Annotated in this window: 14 protein-coding genes; 2 read left to right on the top strand and 12 right to left on the bottom strand. The window is 64.0% G+C overall.

Annotation, left to right across the window (positions count from 1 at the left end):
* Window positions 1-38 precede the first annotated feature (38 nt).
* From Q8O14_08520 to Q8O14_08500, 5 genes are all read right to left on the bottom strand, one after another.
* The gene (locus Q8O14_08520; GenBank protein ID MDP2360782.1) at window positions 39-1,211 is read right to left on the bottom strand and encodes an SUMF1/EgtB/PvdO family nonheme iron enzyme; all 1,173 of its coding nucleotides are present in this window, start codon (window positions 1,209-1,211) and stop codon (window positions 39-41) included.
* Window positions 1,212-1,384: 173 nt separating this feature from the next.
* Entirely contained in the window at window positions 1,385-2,602 is a 1,218-nt protein-coding gene (locus tag Q8O14_08515; GenBank protein MDP2360781.1) for an ABC transporter permease, read from the bottom strand.
* A complete protein-coding gene (locus Q8O14_08510) occupies window positions 2,599-3,351 on the bottom strand; it encodes an ABC transporter ATP-binding protein (protein MDP2360780.1) in 753 nt (250 codons plus the stop codon). The genes Q8O14_08515 and Q8O14_08510 overlap by 4 nt, the downstream gene beginning before the upstream one ends.
* A 2-nt stretch (window positions 3,352-3,353) precedes the next feature.
* Window positions 3,354-4,616, bottom strand: a complete 1,263-nt coding sequence (locus Q8O14_08505; protein MDP2360779.1) for an efflux RND transporter periplasmic adaptor subunit — start codon at window positions 4,614-4,616, stop codon at window positions 3,354-3,356.
* A gap of 336 nt (window positions 4,617-4,952) precedes the next feature.
* A complete protein-coding gene (locus Q8O14_08500) occupies window positions 4,953-7,394 on the bottom strand; it encodes a hypothetical protein (protein MDP2360778.1) in 2,442 nt (813 codons plus the stop codon).
* A 477-nt stretch (window positions 7,395-7,871) separates the two neighbouring features.
* On the opposite strand from Q8O14_08500, the gene Q8O14_08495 reads away from it, so the two are divergent.
* Window positions 7,872-10,565 carry a valine--tRNA ligase gene (locus Q8O14_08495; protein MDP2360777.1) on the top strand — a complete coding sequence of 898 codons (2,694 nt, stop codon included), beginning with the start codon at window positions 7,872-7,874 and terminating at the stop codon, window positions 10,563-10,565.
* 373 nt (window positions 10,566-10,938) lie between these two features.
* Here Q8O14_08495 and nrfD read toward each other — a convergent pair whose 3' ends face one another.
* The 7 genes from nrfD to Q8O14_08460 form a co-directional block, all read right to left on the bottom strand.
* Entirely contained in the window at window positions 10,939-12,171 is a 1,233-nt protein-coding gene (gene nrfD, locus Q8O14_08490; protein ID MDP2360776.1) for an NrfD/PsrC family molybdoenzyme membrane anchor subunit, read from the bottom strand.
* A gap of 7 nt (window positions 12,172-12,178) precedes the next feature.
* On the bottom strand, window positions 12,179-13,174 hold the full coding sequence (locus Q8O14_08485) for a 4Fe-4S dicluster domain-containing protein (protein ID MDP2360775.1): 996 nt from the start codon (window positions 13,172-13,174) through the stop codon (window positions 12,179-12,181).
* Window positions 13,117-13,998 (bottom strand): hypothetical protein, encoded by an 882-nt coding sequence (locus Q8O14_08480; protein ID MDP2360774.1) that lies wholly within the window; start codon window positions 13,996-13,998, stop codon window positions 13,117-13,119. Before Q8O14_08480 ends, Q8O14_08485 begins: the two co-directional genes overlap by 58 nt.
* A 49-nt stretch (window positions 13,999-14,047) precedes the next feature.
* Window positions 14,048-14,986, bottom strand: coding sequence for an SPFH domain-containing protein (locus Q8O14_08475; GenBank protein ID MDP2360773.1), 939 nt, complete (start codon window positions 14,984-14,986; stop codon window positions 14,048-14,050).
* A 206-nt stretch (window positions 14,987-15,192) separates the two neighbouring features.
* Window positions 15,193-15,954 (bottom strand): ammonia-forming cytochrome c nitrite reductase subunit c552, encoded by a 762-nt coding sequence (locus tag Q8O14_08470; protein MDP2360772.1) that lies wholly within the window; start codon window positions 15,952-15,954, stop codon window positions 15,193-15,195.
* Window positions 15,955-16,247: 293 nt separating this feature from the next.
* Window positions 16,248-17,846 carry a NapC/NirT family cytochrome c gene (locus Q8O14_08465; protein ID MDP2360771.1) on the bottom strand — a complete coding sequence of 533 codons (1,599 nt, stop codon included), beginning with the start codon at window positions 17,844-17,846 and terminating at the stop codon, window positions 16,248-16,250.
* A 63-nt stretch (window positions 17,847-17,909) separates the two neighbouring features.
* Complete coding sequence (locus Q8O14_08460) at window positions 17,910-18,647, bottom strand: cytochrome c3 family protein (protein MDP2360770.1); 738 nt, start codon at window positions 18,645-18,647, stop codon at window positions 17,910-17,912.
* 232 nt (window positions 18,648-18,879) lie between these two features.
* On the opposite strand from Q8O14_08460, the gene Q8O14_08455 reads away from it, so the two are divergent.
* Complete coding sequence (locus Q8O14_08455) at window positions 18,880-20,910, top strand: cytochrome c3 family protein (GenBank protein ID MDP2360769.1); 2,031 nt, start codon at window positions 18,880-18,882, stop codon at window positions 20,908-20,910.
* Window positions 20,911-21,017 lie beyond the last annotated feature (107 nt).

Raw genomic sequence — 21,017 nt, 5'->3', positions numbered from 1 at the left:
GGACCTGGCGCTTTCGCCCTGTTGGGGCGAAAGCCCCCCTAAGGCAGCGTCCGGCAGACCCGGAAGCCCAGCCCGTGGTAATAGTTCAGCGGTTCGTTGTGGTAACGCTGGGAGAGCCGCAGCTGGTTGGACAAGCTGGTCCACCCGCCGCCGCGCACGATGCGCTGGACCCCCGAGAGCGCGCCCACCGGATTGGTCACAGTCTCCTCCGCGTAGTCGCCGGACCAATCGTTGCACCACTCGTAGACGTTGCCCGCCATGTCGAGCAGGCCCAGGGCGCTGACACCCGTGGGCTTGCTGCCCACCGGCATCGTCCAGGTCAGGCAGCTTGAGTAGATGGTCCGCGTGCAATTGGGGTTCTGGTTGCCCCAGGGGTAGATGCGGTCGTTGTCGTGCTGCCCCGCGTATTCCCACTCCGCCTCGGTGGGCAGCCGATAACCTGTCGCGGCGTAAGGATCGCGCCCGTCCGGCAGGGTGTCGAAGTCGTCCTGGTAATAGGGATCGAGGCCGCTCATGAGGGAGAGCCAGTCACAATAGGAGGCGGTGCCGCGCCAGGTGACCATCTTGACCGGGTGATGGGTCGGGTCGTAGCCATTGGGATAGGCCTGGGTGGCGAGGGTGCTGGAGCGGAAGGCCAGGCCATCCTCCCCGTGCGTGATCTCGCAGGCCGGGTCCGACGTCATGAGCAGGGCCTTGCCGTTGGACATCAGGTCGCCGTCCACGAGCGTGGCCCGGCCCTGGTCAAGGGCCCACTGCGCGGCCAGCAGGTACTCCCCGTTCGTCACCTCGCGCCGTCCGAGGGCGAAGGCGTTCGTCAGAAGCGTGACATGGACCGGCATGGCCATCTGGTCCTCGCCCTGGAGGTAGCTGCCGGCCGGCACCGTCACCAGGTCGGGCTGGGGAATGGGATAACCTCGCACCACCACGCGGTAGAAGGCCTCGCTGGCCGCCTCCACGTCCTGGAAGAAGGTGTTCGGCGTGTTGCCCAGGTGCGTGTTCGCATTGGGCAGGAAATAGGGACCGCTGTGGCGATGAACATCATAGGACACGCCGATGATGGGCTGACCCTGGACATCCAGGTTGACAGGCGACCAGACCAGGATGGTCCCCGCCCAGCTGGGCGTGATGGTGAGATCCTGGACCTGTTGGGGAGAAGCAAAGGCAAGGGCACAGACGACGAAGAGGCCTACGGCCTGAAACGAGTTGCGCATGGATCCTCCGGGGGGGTTGGTGTGAATCGACATAAACGTGACGAATGGCTCCCGGAAGTCAAGCACATGCAGGTAAGTATTTGCATTCCAACAAGTTGGGCGTTCAGCAGGCTGGGCTGGGCGGGTAAAATCTTGCTGACTGGAAAGAATGGACCAATTTCGTCTCGAATACCTCACTCGAAGCGAAGGGCCTGGATGGGGTCAAGACCGGCCGCCTTGCGGGCCGGATAAAAGCCGAAAAAGATGCCCACCGCCGCCGAGAAGCCCAGCGAGAGGGTCACCAGCTGGGGCGTGATCACCGTCTCCCAGCCCGACAGCCTCTCGAGCAGGGCCGCCCCGCCGAAGCCGGCGGCCACTCCCAGCAGACCACCGATCAGGCTCATGACCACACTCTCGATGAGGAACTGGGTCATCACGTCGCTGCCCCGGGCCCCGATCGCCATGCGGATGCCGATCTCCCGCGTCCGCTCCGTCACGCTGACCAGCATGATGTTCATGATGCCGATGCCGCCCACCACCAGCGAGATGCTGGCGATGGCGGCCAGCAGCAGGGTCATCACGTCGGTGGCGCCTTGCGCGGCCTCCGCCAGTTCGCCCTGGTTCTTGATGGTGAAATCATCCTCGTCGTAGGAGGCCAGGCCATGGGACTCGCGCAGGATGGCGCGGGCCTCCACCTGGGCCGCCGGTACATCCGACTTGTTGTCCGTGGAGCCAAGGATCTGGGGGATGAACATGCGCCCGGAGAGCCGCGTGCGCACCGTGGTGTAGGGCGCCAGGATGACGTCGTCCATGTCGCGCCCCTCGGCGGTCTGGCCCTTCCGCTCCAGCACGCCGATGACTTCGAAGGGGACGTCCCGCAGCCGGACCAGTTGGCCCACCGGATCCGCGTCGGGGAAGATGGCGTCGGCCACGGTGCGCCCCAGCACCGCCACCTTGCGCATGGCGCGCAGCTCCGCCTCCTCGAAGACCCGGCCGCCGGCCACACTCCAATTGCGGATCTGCATGTAATCGGTGGAGACGCCCATCACGGCCGTGCGCCAGTTTCCGCTGCCGCCCACCACATGGGCCGGCGCCACGATCATGGGCGAGACGGCCGTCAGCCAGATGCTCTCGCGCTTGAGGGCCTCGTAATCGTCCAGGGTCAGCCGGTTGGAGCTGCCCGCCCCCATGCTCACCCCGCTGGCGCGGGCCGCCCCCGGCGTGATCACCACCAGGTTGGAGCCCAGGTTGTCGATGCGCTGCTGGATCTGCTGCCGCGCCCCCTGCCCCACCGCCACCATGACGATCACCGCCGCCACGCCGATGATGATGCCCAGCATGGTGAGCAGGGTGCGCATCTTGTTCTTGAGAATGGAGCGCACGGCGATGCGGATGAGAATCAAGGTCTTCATGCCACGATTTCTCCCACCGCGCGCAACTCCGCCTCGGCGTCGCGCCGATCCGTCACCGGCAGGTCGCGCAGGATGAGGCCATCACGCAGTTCGACCAGGCGGGTGGCGCATTGGGCGATGTCATGCTCATGGGTGACGAGCAGGATGGTCACGCCCTCCCGGTTGAGCTGCTGGAAGAGGGCCATCACCTCCAGCGAGGTGCGGCTGTCCAGGTTGCCCGTGGGCTCGTCGGCAAGCAGGATGGCGGGTTTCATGACGAGGGCGCGCGCGATGGCCACGCGCTGCTGCTGACCGCCCGACAACTCGCTCGGCTCGTGGTGGATGCGGTCGGCCAGGCCCACGCTCGCCAGCGCCTCCATGGCCACGCGTTTGCGGTTCATGCGCCGCCCGTGATGGTTGTAAAGAAGGGGAAGCTCCACGTTGTCCAGGGCGCTGGTGCGGGCCAGCAGGTTGAAGCCCTGGAAAACGAAGCCGATGCGCGTGTTGCGGATGTCGGCCAGCTCGTTGCGCCCCAGCACGTCCACCCGCACGCCGTCCAGCCAATAACGGCCGGCGCTGGGCGAGTCAAGACATCCCAGCAGGTTCATCAGGGTGGACTTGCCGCTGCCCGAGGCGCCCATGATCGCCAGCATCTCGCCTGGCCGCACCTCCAGATCCACGCCGCGCAAGGCCTGCACGGCCGTGCTGCCCGTGGTATAGGTGCGGGCCAGGGCCTCCACCTGGATCACCGGCCGGGGGGCGCCGTCCATCTTCAGAAGCCTCCCCGCGGCGGTCCCGGCTGGGCGGCCTGCTGCGTCTGGAAGGGACTGGCCGTTCCCGTCGCGGCGCCGCTGCTCAACTGGCCGGCGATCACCTGAAGGCCCACCGCCAGGCCTTCGCCGCTCACCTCCGTCCGGCTGCCGTCGGTCAGGCCCGTCTTGATGCGGAGCGGCCGGGGACGTCCCTCGACAAGCACCCACAACACACTGCCATCGGTCACGCCGCCGCGGGCCATGCCCGGCTGACGCTGTCCGCCACCCGCGCTGTCCCGCCGCGCATCTCCCGGGACCGCGCTGCTGTCCCGGCGGGCCTGGCGCTCCTGCCGCAGCTGGGCCAGCAGCTCCTCGGAGGGGCGGAAGCGCAGGGCGGCGTTGGGCACGAGCAAGACCTCCGCGGCCCGGTCCACGATGAAATCAAGGGTGGCGGTCATGCCCGGCATGAGCACGCCGCCGGGGTTGTCCACCTCCACCACCGCCGTGTAATTGACCACGTTCTCGCTCGTGGCGGGCTGCATGCGGATCTGGCGCACCTTCCCGCCGAAGCGGCGCTCCGGCCAGGCCTGGACGGTGAACTCCACCAGCTGACCTTCCCGCACCCGCCCGATGTCGCTCTCGTCCACCGAGGCCAGGATCTGCATGCGCTCCAGGCTTTCCGCGATGAGAAAAAGCTGCGGCGCCTGCAAACTGGCCGCCACAGTCTGTCCCAGTTCCACGTTGCGGTTGATGACGATGCCGCTGATGGGCGCCACGATCTCGGCATAGGACAGGTTGCGGCGGGCGCGGTCCAGTCCGGCATCGGCCGAAATGCGCGTGGCCTCGGCCTGGGCGACGGCCAGGGCGGCCGCCCGCAAATCGCTCTCGGCCAGGCTGGCGGCGGCGCGCAGGGTCTCCGCCTGCTCCAGCAGATAGCGCTTGTAGACCAAGTCCGCCTCGGCCCGCACCAGGTCCGCCTCGGCCTGGCGCACGGCCTGCTCGAGCAGGGTGTCGTCCAGGCGGGCGATGAGCTGGCCCTGGCGCACGCGGTCGTTGAAGTCGGCCTTCAGCTCGACGATCTGGCCCGAGACCTGGGTGCCCACCTCCACCGTGCGGATGGCGCCCAGGGTGCCGGTGGCCCCCACCGTGGCCGTGACGTCCCCGCGGCTCACCTCCACCAGGCGCCACTGGGGGGCCTCGCCCGCCGTCCACCCCTGCCAGTACCACCACCCCGCCGCCAGCGCCAGGACCGGCAGCATCCACCAGAGGACTCGTTTGACCATGCGCACCACGGAAAACTCCTTGCTCCTGACCGCGAAAGTAGGACACGCGTCTGACGCGGCGGGAGCGGCCCTCATTCCCCCCGCCCCGGCCCTCCCCCTGGCCCAGGCCATGGAGTGTACCATCCACCCGCGACGGACCCTGGACGCGGCGACCCTGCGGCAGGCGGGTGTCCAGGCGCCTCGACCCCGGCCGAGGAGTGACGGCGGTTGCGGGCTGTGAGAGGGATGATCTGTGCGCCCGGATGGGCAGGGGACAGTCTGCGGACAGTCCACAGACTGTCCCGGGAGGAGACTGTCCCGGGAGGAAACTGTCCCGGGAGGACTGTCCGCCCCGCCTTACCGCAGCAGCGTCACCGTCCTCGTCTGCGCCCGCCCCGCCGCTTCCAGCGTGACCAGGTAGACCCCGCTGGCCAGGTGGCCGGCGTGGAAGGGCAGGTGGTGCGTGCCCGCCGGCAGGATGCCATCCACCAGCACGGCCACCTGCTGCCCCAGCAGGTTGTGCACAACGAGGCGGACGGGCATGGGACGCAGAAGCGTGACGGGGATGCGTGTCACCGGGTTGAATGGGTTGGGCCAGGGCGCGCCCAGGGTGAAGGCCTGGGGCTCGGTGCGCGGCTCCCAGCGGGGCAGGGCCACCCAGGCCGTGTCAAGAACCGCTGCGCCGGGACCGCCCGTGAAGCCCATGTCATTGCGCCGGGTGCCCTGGCTGGGCCACAAGGCGAAACCGGGGTTGTCCGGGTCCTGACGGTCTCGGAGGGCCGAGGCGGGATGGCCGGCGTCGATGCAGGGCGAGTCGGCGGCCAGCCAGGGCGCACCCAGCAGATTGTCGAAGTGCGGATCGCTGCCCGTCAGATTGCCGGTGCCGGGCAAGGTCTGGTCCGCGAACGAGTAGGCAAAGCTCGGGTTGCCGTAGATGGCGCCGGAGGGATTGTTGAAGTAGGTGTAGGTGTTGTTCGCCGTCAGGATGCCCGTCGAAGGGCCATATGTGCATAGGAGGTTCGTCAGGTTGCTGTTCACCACGGTGATGTTTGATGTGACAAAGGCGTCCGTGATCAACAGAGCCGATTGCATACTCCAGGCATAGGGATAGGACAGATACATGTCCTGCTCCACCACCCCGTCAACAAAGATGTTGCGAATCTGATGATCTTGGGCCTGTGTCTGGCCGGCGAAGATGCCCATGCGCTTCACATCGCGCAAAGTCACACGCTCCACCACGTTCGTCGTGGCGCCAAGACCCAGATACATGCCACCGTCGTCGATGCCGTCCATCACGATGTCGTGGATGTGGATCATCTCCACCAAGCTGCTCGGCGCGTCGACCTCAAAGGCCGAGCCCACACTCATGGTCATGATTGCGCTCACCTCCGGCACATGATTAGGCTGGCGCTCATTGCGGAAGAGCAGGTGGTCGATCTCCAGGCGTCGCACATGCATCTGGGCGTTGCCACTGACGGTGACTCCCAGCGAGCGGCCGTCGTTGTTGGGTTGTGAATCAGTCGGGTTCAGACTATAGACATCGTGGTCCAGCACCAGGTTGTTCTCGAAGACGCAGCGTGTCACCCGCGCCGAATCAAGGTCACTTGTGTACTGCAGCCACATAAGTGGATAGTTTGCAGCTGCCATGCTTGTTGGGGTTGCGGCCCACAGGTGCATCACATTGCCGGCGACGAGACCATCTTCTACCCGTGCATTGATAATCGTGAACAAGCCAGTGATCATGTTGTGCCCGGGAATGGCCAGGGTGTCGCCCCCCAGGTTGTCGACGAACTGGAAGTGGGAGAGCCGCGAATGATGGGTGCTGGTGGCATTGATGCAGCCCAATACCAGCAAGTTGAACACACTGAGACTTGTTGAGTGCGGCACATGAGTCCAGCAGCCCCGCACGGCCAGGGAGTCGACCGTGATGGAGCTGTCGCCCCACAATCTGATGCCTGTTTGACCCCACATCTCCAGCCCCAGGAAGTGCAAGCGCTTGGCCTGCACCTGCGCGGCGCGCAGATAGGTGGTTCCAACCCGCATGTCGCGCATGATCAGGGAGTCGATGAGCAGCACGTTGCCATTGCTCACCCCAATGCGAAAGCCATGAGCGCCTGAAACGCGCACCCGCTTCAGGGTCAAGGTATCGGCCCTGTTGACAAGTATCCCAGCATTGAAGCCGCTGTCGATGGCCAAGACGCTCAGGTCCGAGATCCACACCGGTTCAACCGTCTTGATGTATATGCCGAAATTTATGGGGTCCAGCTGCTCTGAGCGGGCATTGTCGTGCAAGGTCACGTGGTCCAGGCGGACCCGCGTGTTTGGCAGCACGCCTTCTGTCCATAGGACGGCGCCATGGTGATCGCCCTGGTTGTCCTCAAAGTGGCAGTGGGACACATGGAGGGCGACATCCGGTTCCAGCTGCAGGGCCCCGCCCGTGTAGCCCACGCCGAAGCCATGGGCCAGCGTGAATCCGCACAGCACGAGGGAATCCGGCAGGATGCCGCGCACGCGCAGGATGGTTCCGCTCCCCTGGCCATCCAGCACCGTCTCTTGCACATCCAGCGTATCTCCCGTGAAGGGGTAGTGGGAAAGCAAGCTGACACTGTGGGTGGGTCCCACGAGATGCTCGGCCCAGATGCCCCGCGCCACGCGCACTGTGTCGCCGCCCGCCGAGGAATCCAGGGCCGCCTGAATGGTGGCATGCCCGGCAGGAACCTCCAGGATGGCGGCAGCGGCAGGGCCTGTGAAGCACAGGATGAACAGCAGCACGGGCAGGATGAAGGTTCGTGGTGTCATACGGACGACAAGAAGGGAAAGGCGGCGGGGCGGAGCAAGGGAAATGATGGGGTGGCGGCTGGACAACGGTGGACAGGTCGGGAGGAGGACCGCTCCTGTGTAATGATGGCGGAACAGGTGTCCGACCATGGGTCGGACACCCTGGCAGTTGTTGCCGCCCGCATGTACGGCCCTTCGCTGAGACAGCTGTCGGCGGGTGCGTCTCGCCAGGGCCGGAGAACTTGCCGGCGGGCGGGTGTCGCGCCGGGCGGGCGAGCTGTTGCCCCATTTTGGTGAGGCGGCCGGATGGTGTCTGAGCCTACGAACAGGTGTCCGACCCATGGTCGGACACCTCGGCAAGGCTTGCCGCCCCCTGTGGACAAGCCCTGCGCCCATGTCCAGCCAGGCGCCCGGTCCGGCTTTGTGCTCCGCGCCCCAGGCCCTACCTTCTTGCCCGACAATGAGGATGGCGGGACGCGGGAAGGCCGATCAGGAGACATGATGACGCGCACGGAGCTGTCGCGGACCTGGGAACCCCAGGAGCTGGAACCCCTTCTGTACCGCATGTGGGAGGAGCACGGCTGCTTCCACACGGATCCCGCCGGCGGCCGGCCCGCCTTCGTCATCAACATGCCGCCCCCCAACGTGACCGGGCAGCTCCACATGGGCCACGGCCTGCAGGACGCCGTGCAGGACGCCTTCATCCGCTACAAGCGCATGAAGGGCTTCGACGCCCTGTGGCAGCCGGGCAAGGACCACGCCGGCATCGCCACCCAGAACGTGGTGGAGAAGCTGCTGGCCCAGGAAGGCAGCAGCCGCCACGCCCTGGGCCGCGAGGCCTTCCTGGAGCGCGCCTGGGCATGGCGCCGCACCTACGGCGACATCATCATGGAGCAGAAGCGCAAGCTGGGGGACAGCGCGGACTGGCGCCACGAGGTCTTCACGATGGACCCCGGGCCCTCCCGCGCCGTGCGCGAGGTCTTCGTCCGCCTCCATGAGAAGGACCTCATCTACCAGGGCGACTACATCGTCAACTGGTGCCCGCGCTGCCACACGGCCATCTCCGACGAGGAGGTGGACCACGAGGAGAAAGCCAGCCACTTGTGGCACATGGCTTATCCCGTGCTGGACGACCAGGGCCGGCCCACGGGCGAGGAGCTGGTGGTGGCCACCACGCGCCCGGAGACCATGCTGGGCGACGTGGCCGTGGCCGTCCACCCGGAGGACGCCCGCTACCGGCATCTGCCGGGACGCCGGCTGCGCCTGCCGCTGCTGGGCCGCGAGCTGGTGGTGATCGCCGACGACTTTGTGGATCCGGCCTTCGGCACCGGCTGCGTCAAGGTGACGCCCGCCCACGACCCCAACGATTTCGAGATGGGACGCCGCCACGGTCTGACACCGGTCAAAGTGCTGGACGTGGACGGCCGCATCAACGACCAGGGTGGCCCCTACGCCGGGCTGGACCGCTACGAGGCCCGCCAGAAGGTGCTGGAGGATCTGGAGGCCCAGGGCCTGCTGCGCAAGACTGAGGACCACAGCAACGCGGTGGGCCAGTGCCAGCGCTGCCACACGGTGGTGGAGCCCTACCTCTCGCGGCAGTGGTTCGTGCGGATGAAACCCCTGGCCGAGGCCGCCATGGACTCGGTGCGGCGGGGCGAGGTGCAGTTCCACCCGAAGCGCTGGGAGAACGTCTTCTTCCACTGGCTGGAAGGCATCCGTGACTGGTGCATCAGCCGCCAGCTGTGGTGGGGGCACCGCATCCCCGTTTTCACCTGCGGCGAGTGCGGCCACGTGATGGTGACACGGGAGGATCCGACGGCCTGTGCGGCCTGCGGCTCGGCGCACCTGGCCCAGGACGAGGACGTGCTGGACACCTGGTTCTCCAGCTGGCTGTGGCCCTTCACCACGCTGGGCTGGCCCGACACGGACGACCCGCGCTTCCGCAAGTACTACCCCACGGACCTGATGGTGACGGGCTACGACATCATTTTTTTCTGGGTAAGCCGCATGATCATGGCCGGCGTGGAGTTCACCGGCCGCCCGCCTTTCCGCGACGTCTACTTCACCGGCATCGTCAAGGACGCCCAGGGCCGCAAGATGTCCAAGAGCCTGGGCAACGGGATCGATCCGCTGGCGATGGTGGAGCGCTACGGGGCGGACGCCGTGCGCTACTGCATGATCGCGCTCAACACGGAAGGCCAGGACATCAAGCTCTCCGAGCAGAAGTTCGAGATGGGGCGCAACTTCGCCAACAAGATCTGGCAGGCTTTCCGCTTCCTGCACATGCAGGACTGGGATCTGCTCGACGCGGCGACCGACCTGGCCGCCCCCTGCCCGCGGGAGCTGGCCGACGAGTGGATCCTCAGCCGCCTGCACAGCACCATTGCCAAGGTGGATGAGGGCTTCGCCCGCTTCCGGCCCAACGAGGCACAGGCGGCGCTCTACGATTTCATCTGGGGCGAGTTCTGCGACTGGTACGTGGAGCTGGTGAAGCCGCGCCTTTACAAGGAAGGCGAACCCGCGGCGCGCAAGGCCGCCCTCGAGCACGCCCTCCACGTCTTCCTGCGGGCCATGCAACTGCTCTCGCCCTTCATGCCCTTCATCGCCGAGGAGGTCTGGCGTGTCACGCGGGAGGAGTTGGCCGGGCGCGGCCTGCCCCTGCCCTGGGGCGCGCATCTCATGTGTCACGACTTCCCCATCGTCGACCCGGGCCTGGTCCTGCCCGCCGTCGAGGAGGAGTTCGCCCTGGTCCAGGGCGTCACCACGGCGCTGCGCAACATCCGTGCCGAGCAGAACCTCAAGCCGCGGCAGCCCATCTCGGTCGTGCTGCACGGCGACCGGGAACGCCTGGCCCTGCTCGAGCCGGCCCTGCCCTACATCCGCGACCTGGCCCAGGCCGCGGAGATCCGCCTCAACGCGGAGCGGCCCACGCCCGTTGCCGCCAACGTGGTGGAGGGGATCGACGTGTGGGTGCCGCTCGCCGGTCTCATCGATCTCGACGTGGAGCGTTTCCGCCTGAAAAAGGAAATCCTGCGTGTGGCAGGTCTATTGAAAGGTCAGGACGCCAAGCTGGGAAATCAGGACTTCCTGGCCCGGGCGCCTGCCGAGGTGGTCGAAAAGGAGCAGGCCAAGCGGGAGGCCGTGCGGCTGGATCTGGAGAAGCTCCAGCACAATCTGGCGGAGCTGGGCTAAGCCCTTGACCGCTTGGCGTGTCCCGTTCCTCCAAGTGCCCGATCCAAGACAAGCCAGTCACAGCCTTGTCCGCTCCGTCAGCTTAAGCTATTGACAGACATTGACTTAGAGCGTTCTTTGATCGTGCAGTCCCAGTTACCCGGACACCTGCAGAGCCGTGTTGACCAGGAACTGGTCCCCGGCGCCTCGACAGTAGCCGGTTCGACAACTGGCAGTGTGTGATGCAAAGCGCGACTGTCGTGAACGGGCCCTGGAGCGAATCTCCCATTCCGGTTCTTTAAGGATCCAGCACGGCTGTCTACATGGAGCCGCTGACACTGGGGATGGATCAGCGCATGTTTCGGGCCATCTCGCGTAAGCCTTGGGTCACGGGTCAGAACTCCGTTCTGGGAGCGCTGATCCGGCCCGTCTCCACGTCCGTGGCGAACTTGATCAGCAGGGTCATGACCAGCAAGCCCACCGCCCAGACTCCCAGGCAGATCAACGTCTCCGTCGCGGATGGCATGTACTCGAAGATCTCCCCAAGGGGAGTCGGGATGAAACCGGGGATGATCAAGCCCATGCCCTTCTCAATCCAGATGGCCACAATCAGCAGTACCAAGGGCAGGGCTTTCAGTGCCGTGGTGCTGAACTCGAAGCGTCGCGACAGCAGCATCAGGATGGCCAGCACGTTCATGCCGACGGAAGCCCAGATCCAGGGAACAAGGGCCGTGTGTCCATGCAGGCCAAAGTAGAGGTAGCGGGCGCTTGCCACATGTGTGGAGTCTGTGTAGAACTCGGTGAACACCTCGCTGCCCAGGAGGAACAGGTTGATCAGGCCGCAGATCAACACCACCATGCGCAGGAAGCGGAAGAGCCGGCCATCCACATGAAAGTCCGTGTACCGCCTTACCAGATAAAGCACGAGGATGATGAAGGCCGGGCCAGCCGTGAAGGCACTGGCGATGAAGCGAGGGGCAAGGATGGCCGTGTTCCAGAAAGGTCGCCCACCCAATCCATTGTACAGGAACGCCGTGACGGTGTGGATGCTGACTGCCCAGACCACGCTCATGTAAACGAAGGGCATGTAGTATCCCCTTCTCGGCTCCTTTCCCAACCACCTTTGATAGAGGATGTATCCAGGGATGTGCAGATTCAACAACAGGTAACCGTTCAGGACTACCACATCCCAGCTTAGCAGTGACATGGGGAAATTGAAGCGGCCGATTCCGGGAATCATGTGCCAGATCCGGTCCGGGCGGCCGAGGTCAACCACCACGAAGAGCAGGCACATGATGATGGCGCCAATGGCAACCATTTCACCGATCAGGACGCCGTCCTTGACTTCCTTGATGTGATACAGGTAGCCCGGGATCACCATCATGACGGCCGCCGCGGCGACGCCCACGAGAAAGGTGAAATTGGCGATGTAGACGCCCCAGGAAACTTGATCGCTCATCCCCGTCACGGCCAGACCGGATTCGAGCTGCTGGGCGTAGGCCCATCCTCCTGCTCCAATCAGGCACGACAAGGAAACCAACCAAAGTCGGTAAAGCCCCGAATCCCCCATCATCGAACGCATGGCATCAATGACGAAGCGAGGGTAAAGACTGATATGGACCACCACGCCCTCTTCAATCGAAGTAATAGTAGAAGCTGGACATCGTGCCCAGTTCTTCCTTGAGGATGAACACCCGCTTGTTATTGATGATGTAGCGGATTTCGCTATCTGGGTCGAGCAGGTTGCCGAACTTCCGGCTGCCTGTGGGGCAGACGTCCAGGCAGGCGGGATTCAATCCCCTGCGTGTGCGCTGGATGCAAAAGGTGCATTTTTCCATGACCCCCTTGCTCCGCGGGCGATTGCCCAGGTAATGGGTCACGGGATTGACTTCCGCCTCCGGAAGCCTGGGCTCGCTGAAGTTGAAGCGCCGGGCGAAGTAGGGGCAGGCCGCCTGGCAGTAACGGCATCCGATGCACCATTCGTAGTCGACGACAACGATGCCGTCCACTTCCTGCCAAGTGGCTTCCACGGGACAGACTTTCGTGCAGGGCGCGTTGTTGCAGTGATGGCACTGCACGGGCATGTAGTACTTGCCTTCCGCGGGAACCGGGTGGCTGTAGTCGTGGACGGCTTTCTCCAGGTCCAGCGAACCTTTCTCCATTTCCAGAACGCGGATGTACTCCACCACGTCCCGGCGCGATTCGCTACCCCGGTGCTGATTGTTCTCCGCCACGCAGGCGTGTACGCACTTCCTGCAACCGATGCACTTGGACAGGCTTAGCGCGTAGGCAAAGCGCACATCCTTGAGCGGGCCATCGGTGCTCACGCTGAAGTCCGTCCTGTGGAACTTCTCGTTGTATTCCTTTTCGAGGCGCTTGATCCGCTTTTCCAGTTCTTCCCGACTTAGCTCATAGAAATGCTTCTGGAAAAACTCATCCCAGGAGAAGGCCCCGGCGTCCTTGCTCAACACGGGCAGGCTCAGGGCGGCGACCGTGGATGCCATGGCCTTGAGGAATCCGCGCCGGTCCACGGAGTCCGCGCGGCCCCGCATCATGTTCTTTTTGCTGGGCTTCACGGGTTGCCCTCCCTGGAGCGATCGCTCGTCCCGTTTCGCGGCGAAGTCTGCCATGGCTGCGGCCCCATATCATCCCGCGTCCCTTTGATGGTTTCTTTTCTGTGCGTGCCAGGGGCGGGTTGAGAAATGTTGTCAAGTCGGTTGACGGGTCCGGCAAGAGGCATCATGCCGCGGAAGGCTGGCGCGTGAGGGTTGTGGCACTCCACGCACAACAAGCGCCTGCTGATGCCCGTGGAGTCCAACTCCAGATTCCAGTAGCCATTGGTGCGGCCGTGGGCTCCCGCATCCCAGTCAATCAGTGTGGGCCCGTGACATTGCCCGCACAGCCTCTGGCTTTCATTGAAACTCAACAGGCTGCCATCATGCAGCACCAGCATGTCCCGTTCGCTGGCTGAGTGGCAATCCAGGCACCACACATTGCCACCACCATGCGTCAGCACCCAGATCGAGTCCGTTACGCCAAGGCCTTGGGCGGACATGTGGTCGCGCAGATTCATGCGCCGTCCGATGCGCTCCAGTGTCTCCCGGCGCAGGCCACGAGCCTGCCCCTTCCCAAGAAGTTCCGCCAAAGGCAGGCGCTCGCCGAATTCCACGCGGTGAATCACGCCGTCGTCGTCCATCCAATCCAGAGGCTTCTCGTGCTCCATTTCAAGCACCCGGGGCCTCCGGTTGGTCTCCTGGTTGAAATGGCAGTCCATGCAGGGATAGTAGCCATGGAACTCCCAGAGCAACTTGACCCTGTCATTGTGGGCGGGAGTCTCGACACCATGTCCGACCCTGCCATGCAGACAGGCCGCCAACATGACCAGCAATGAAATCCGGATCATATCCGCGCCCGATTCAGGCCATGATTGCAGCGCGAACGGAAGGCCGGCCACCGCCCTTGTGGCGCACCCTTGGAGGATGTTTCAACCATGGGCACTTCCCCTATTCGTTGGCCCTGGCACGACCGGCGGCAAGGCTTTCAAGCAGCTCCCCCATCTGCGCGGGAAACAAAATGACCGTGTTGGACTGGCTGGCACCCAGGCCGTCGATCATCTGCAGGGTCCGAAGTTGCAGGGTGATGGGGCTGGCCGACATGATCCTGGCTGCCTCCGCCAGATTCGTCGCCGCCAGCATGTCGCCCTCGGCCTTGGTGATGGTGGCGCGCTTCTCCCTTTCAGCGGACGCCTGCCTGGACATCATTCGCTTCAGATCCTCCGGCAGCTCGATGTCCTGGAGCTGGATGGAATCCACGCTCAGTCCCCAATCCTTGACCCGCTGCTCCACATGCTCCTTGATGTGGGCCTGGATTTGCTCCCGTTCCGAGAGCAGTTCGTCCAAGGTCAATCCGCCGACGATGTCCCTAAGTGCAGCCTGGGCATACTGCGCTACGGCAAAACGGAAGTCCTGGATTGTGATCACCGCCTTCTGGCTGTCCGAAACCATGAAGAAGAGCGCGCCATCGATCTCCGCCGGCACATTGTCCTTGGTGATGACCTTCTGCCGAGGAATGTTCAAGACCAGCAGGCGGGTATCGATGAAGCGGACACTCTCGAAGATTGGAACAATGTAGAGTGGTCCGGGGCCCTTGACCGAGCGGAAATTGCCTAGGCGCAGGACGACTCCGCGCTCCCATTGGGCTGCAACGCGGATGCCCGATACAACGATGCCAAGGATTATCATCAGGATTGCCAACACCATGATCGCCGAGGTCAGCGTCATGGCCCCGCGGGATGACATGGACAACAGGATCAGGGCAAGCACCGCCACGGGCAGGATGAAGACAACGGCGCGCAGGGTTCCGCCCAACGACACATGTTCCCCCTGGGTCCTGCTGCCATGTCGAGGGTCATGCCTGTCATGAACACGTTCTTCCTTCTCCACGGTTGTCTCCTTTCTTCATCGGATTGCTTAGAAATTGCATAAGGACTCGTAGGCTACCTTCAGCCAACACATGTTTGAGTACCGGTTTATATCTATGATCTCGATCTGATGCTGTTATCTGTAGTAGCCTTAAGGCGACAATTAACTTCGTTTATCAACTTCTCTCCACATCGCAAACGCCGTCTACTGCTTAACCGCTTCCCGTTCTATTCCTTCTGCCCCAGTTTTCGCTTTTCACGTCGAAGCTGGCCTTCCTTGACCCGAACATCATTCACTCGGGCTTTCAATTCCTCCAGTTGTTTTGCGCTTTGCATTTCAAGGGCGGCCAGTTCGAATCTATGCCAATGAGCGATCTGCTTGCTTCGCTCGTTCACCTCCAGTTCGGGGTCCTGGGTATGAAGTCCCAGCCATGCGCTGAACTGCCGCACGCCCAATAGAACCTCAAGAACGGATCGCGCTCGTGCGGGAATTCCATCGTCGGACGCACGAACACCGTCATGACAGGTGGCGCACAAAGCCTCCACTTGGGCGGTTTCCACTCGAGATGCTCCCATGGAGCCGTGACAGGTCACGCAATTGGGCCCTTCCTTCCCCGCTTCAGCCTCCTGAAGCTGGGTGAAGTGCACGCTCTCGCGAAAGGTCATCAGAAGAACCTGATGGCACTGGCCGCAGGTCTCGGGTATCCGGCGGAAGTCGTTGACATTCCGTTCCGACGTGGAAGGGCACTGGTCCCGGGTGGCCGCATCGCCGCCGCCGTGGCAGTCCGCGCACCCTACGCCGGCCTTGGCATGAGGAGAATTGCGCCAGGCTTGGTAGCAGGCTTGCAGACCGGGGGCGCGCACCTTCAAATCTGGAGACGCGTGGCAATCCAGGCAGGTGTCGGTTGCGGATATGGCGGGCATGGCCACCACAAACACAAGCAGCGCCAATGGGGCAGCAAGGACGCAACGTCTGGTGCAGGACTTCATGCGCGGGCTCCTGGGGCTTCGGGCGCAAGCAGCCATGGCCGGCCGCCCTGGAAGTTCGATCGATCAGGAATGCGCAACGTTCGGCTGGAACACGGAACGGAGCGTGGAATGACCCGCATCGCCAGCCCGTCAAGAACCTAACATTTGGTTTGAAAAAATGACCGGTTTTGTTTTACGCCTAATGTATATCTGAGGCGCTACCTGTGCCGCCCAACTGGACTGTGAATGCGCCCGATTCGATCGACCCGGCCCGCGGCGATGCATCGGGGTTCCAAGGTGACCTTCACCGACGCTCAATCCCCGGATTCGCGGCCCGCCGCCTTGTTGAACCAGTCCGGTGGTGACTGATTCGGGCGGGCGCCCTTTTCCACTGCATCCCGTGTGTATTCCCAGAATTCCGTCCGCAGGAATCGCTGCATCTCCTGTGTTTCCCGCGGCGCGTACTCGTCCGGCCGGAACAGATAGAGATAAGGCTCCGGCTCGTCGTTGGAGAGGATCGAATGACAGAGCACGCAGTCGTCCGGGATGCCGGCTCCCGAATCATCCACCATGTCTTGATTGTGACACCGAAAACAGCCCCCTGAGGTGCTGCCGTGACCCAGGTGGTTGGGGTAGCTCCCCCAGACCACCTTCATGTCCGGATGAATGTTGCGCCGGTGGATGGCCTGCACCGTCGTGACCGCGGAGTCCAGGGCGGTGGCGCGGGCCATGGCAAGTTCGGGGTATTCCTGATGATAGAATCCGCGAATGCTTGCGTCAATCCCCGTCATCGCGGCGTCGCGATCAGGGTACGCCTGCACAAGAGCGGCCAGCGCCTGACGCTTGATGTAGGGCAGATCCCGGCTGATGAGTCCCAGGCGAATCCGCTGATCCACGGCAACCGCAGGCAGCTCGAAGACATGCGTGGCCCGGTTGTGGCAATCCACGCAGTCCATCGTGTGTGTTAGTCCAGCACGCTCGGCGTCCGCCTTCGACAAGGACTTGTTGTGGTAGCGACGCACCCCTCCGTCGGGCAACCGCATGTCAACCCAGACCATGGTTTCGCCCTTGTCATCCAGGGACGCGTAATGCACTTGATTGCTGGGGGACACGTGCCAATGACTGCCGTGCTCATGCCCCGGCTCGCCCGACCCGGTCTTCATCATCAGGGTCGTGTGGCGCGGCGTGGAGCTTTCGTCCTCTTCGTAGTGAACGATGTTCTTGAATTGGTTGCCGTGGAAAAGCGCGGGCCAATGACACTTCTCGCAGGTGAAGCGGGCCGGGCGCAAGTTGTGGACCGGAGTGGGAATCGGCCGTTCATAGATGCCCAGGGACAGGGCGATCATCTGCCACGCGCCGTTGAGCTTGGCGTCCACCAGGGCACCCACGCCTTCGCCGATGTGACAATGCACGCATTGCACACGGGCGTGCGGAGACCCCTGATACACGGCCCATTCCGGACCCATCACCGTGTGGCACGTGGTGCCGCAGAATTCAGATTCGTCCATGTGCTTGGCCGCCTGGAATCCCACCACGCTGATGAAGCCCACATTGACGAAGCTCATGATGACCAGCACACGCAAGGCCAATGCGCCGCGCGCACGACGCTCCAGCATGCGTCGATCGAACCTCTCCCACAACAGGGCCTTGATGCTGCATTTCCGGCGTCGTGCCTCCCACACCCAGCTGATCGGGATCAACATCAGGCCCAGGATGAACAGCATGGGAATGCCCAGGTAGGTGATCATGCCCACGTAGGGGTTGTGAAGGACCCCGGTCAGCATGCTGATCTCAAAGAAGAAGAAGGAGACGAATGCCGAGGTCGTGATGGCCACGCCGGCGCGACTGATGTTGTTGATGGCCAGACTGCGCAACACCGCCAGCCAGATGTTTCTGAAGTACGCCAGGTTCATGTCGGCTCCGAGACTACTGGAATGGGCTGAGGCACTCTAACTGGACGTGCGGAAGCACAGCGGTCACTGTCCCTTGCGCTGGATGAGATGCGACACTGGCCGCCCCCGCCCCACGGACATGTGGCAACTGGCGCACGCCACTTGACTGTCCAGGGGGGGCACGCCCGCGCGCCGTCCGCCGGCGGCAAGAATGGCGCCTTCATGCCGGGGACGGTGTTCCTCCCCGTGGCAGGCCGTGCAAGTTGAGTCTTTGCGCGCCACGTCCCTGGCAAAGCGGTGTTCGGCATGACAAGGCGTGCAGGCCCCCAGCGATCCGTCCTGGTTCAGGCGACCCACGCCGTGTTCCGGACGGGGCACCACGGGCTGGCCGATGGGCCGGTCGGGATCGCGACGGGCGTGACCACCATGGCACTTGCTGCAGGACCCGGGCTCGCCGTAATTGGCGCGCAGCCCGGGGTCGATGCTCTCCAGATCCACAGCGGCGCCGGCGTGTCCGGAGCGCGCGTACTGGCTTGTCTCCACCTCATGGCATCCGGCGCAATCCTTCGGGGTCACGAAAAGTGAAATGGTGGCTCCACCATGGGCATAGGAATCCGGTTCGCTGGCCCGCGCCTCATGGCAGTCCAGGCAGGTCACTCCGTTCTTGGCATGGGCGGAGGAGTGCCAGTCCGCGTACAAATTTGGCGTCTTCAACTTGTGACAGACCAGGCATGCGCCCTTGGGAGAGGGCCGCCCGGCACCGGCGGCGCCCGCGGCAACCGCCGCCGTCAACAAAAACAGGAACAGGATCCGGATCTTCATACACATCCCAAGGCCAGCATGAACTCAACTTGCCAACGGCTTTCGTCGATTCAAGGTCTGTGACGAAAGCTGCCATGTCAAGTTGGAAACCCGCTGGCTTGCACTTGAATTGCCCACGACGGGGATTAACTTGGCAACAGTTTCACAATTGAGGCTATCGCCCCCTGCGGCCGTTGGCCACCGACTCCTGTTCTGACGGAAGCACATTCTCTTCATCCCCGCGGAGGCCTCCATGGCCAAGATCCGGCCCCTTGTGATCCCAAGCCAGAACCTGACCTTTCGCGTCCTCCTGCTGGCATTGCTGTGTGCTTCATCCAACAGCCTTGCCGTGGTATCGCGCGCCGAGCACCTCCGTCAGTGCATCATCTGCCATATCAACTGGGGCGACGATTTTGACCGCCTGGAGCCCTTCCTGCCTCCCCTGAAGAACCCGGTGATCCTGGACGGCGAGCCGGCGCGCAACAGCTCGGAAGAAATGTGCTGGTCCTGCCACGATGGCTACGTGAAGGACAGCCGCACTGCGTTTCGCCCCGGCGACATCCATTTGCGGAAACTCCCCAAGGGTTTTTCCACGGGCAGTCTTCCGCTCGACCTGAATGGCGACGTCTATTGCGGCACCTGCCACACGCCGCACACGCACAAAATGGGGCGCAAGTACGAGCTGTCGCCCTTCATCCGAGACGGCATTCTCGCCTCGGAGCTTTGCCTCAACTGTCATGCGGACCACGCGGGCAATGCCGGGAATCACCCGATCCACGCACAGCTCAAGGATGGTCGAGGCGCTTCGCTGACCAATTCCTTCACCCCGCGGGACCGGGTGGAATGCCTCAGTTGCCACAAGATGCACAGCGCGCATCCCACGCGGAACACGGAGGGCAAGGATCGTGGCAGGCTGTGTGCCGCATGCCATGAGCCGCAACAGGAGGTCCTGTCCACCCGTCACAGCCTGTCCAGTGGGAAGCCCGGGGAGCACGACGCCTGCTCGACCTGTCATGCGCCCCACGCCAACGCCTCGCCCGACTCTCGCGGCAACGCCCTTTGCCAACGCTGTCACGCGGCGCCGCAATCCCACAGCGAGGACGCCGCGCATGCCTGGGGCCATCCCTTGGGCGCGGTGCCGGAGGGAAGTGGCGACTTGCCCCTGCGACAAGGCCACGTGGCTTGCATCACCTGCCACGATCCGCATCGGTGGTCCGTCGGAGGCGAGACCGACGCAGGCCAGCCCGGCACGCCGGGAACCAGTTTCCTGCGGCGCATGGACCAGGCTGAAGATGGCCTTTGCCTGAGTTGCCACCCAGGCCAAGCTTCCATTCTGGCCTCCGACCATGGCGCCGACGAACCGCTTTTCATCTCCCTCTCGGGTCAGTCGGTGTGGCGCTGCAGCAGTTGTCACGATGCCCACGGCCGCGACGTGCTGGCCACCAGTCCCGATGGTCCCGCCGAGGCCGGCCTGCTAAGCCCGGCCACGCGCCTGTGCCTTCGCTGTCACGAGGATGCCGCAGCCAACACTCCGGGGCTCAGCTCCGTGGGTGAATTCAGCCATCCGGTGGGAAGGGGAATCGGAGCCCTCCGGCCTTCCTGGCTGCCACGCCTTGCGGATGAGCGCATCGGCTGCGAAACCTGCCACGACCCACACCAGTGGAGTCCCGTCGGGGCTGCATGGGCACGGGGCATGAACGGCGACGATGCCTCCAGTTTCCTTCGCGCGGGCAATCATGACGGCGCCTTGTGCATGGACTGCCATACCAACCAGGGCTCCATCCTGGGCAGCATGCACGACCGGCGCGGAATGCCCGGCGAATCGCCCAATCCCTGCGCAGCCTGCCACAGTCCGCACCAGGCGGCCACGCCGGCCCTGCTCAGCTCCGCCGTGGCCGGATCGAACCTGGGTCATCTCATGCCCGAATCGGACTGGGCCGAAGGAAGCCGGGAACGGCAGCCCGACAATTGGACAACCGGCGCCATCGGCTGCTTGGCCTGCCACCACGACTCCGGAGTCGGACAGCGCGTGCCCAAGGCCTGGTTCCACCCCGCCTGGGAAAAGGGGCCGCTGCCCTCCATCGTTCCGGAAGAGCGACGCTACCTGCATGTGGATTGCCGCACCTGTCACAATCCACATCAGCCCTGGCGCGAAGGTCGTGAGCATGGACGAGTGCAATTCCTCACGGCCGAGAGCAGCGAGACCCTGTGCGCCACTTGCCATGGCGACGAGGCGCTCTGGCGCTTCAACTACTTCCACAACCCGGACCGTCGGCGCCCATGACCAGTCAGCAGGATGCCGTGGCGGGCATCTTCCTGAATCGGTTTTCCCCTTGACATCGCCTCTTCCCCGCATGGCGGTGATATGCTGGCCACCACACGGCACATCCA

This window comes from bacterium, from assembly GCA_030685015.1.
GTDB lineage: Bacteria > CAIWAD01 > CAIWAD01 > CAIWAD01 > CAIWAD01 > CAIWAD01.
Note: the sequence above shows the minus strand (reverse complement) of the source record. Positions and strands in the feature narration are given on the sequence as shown.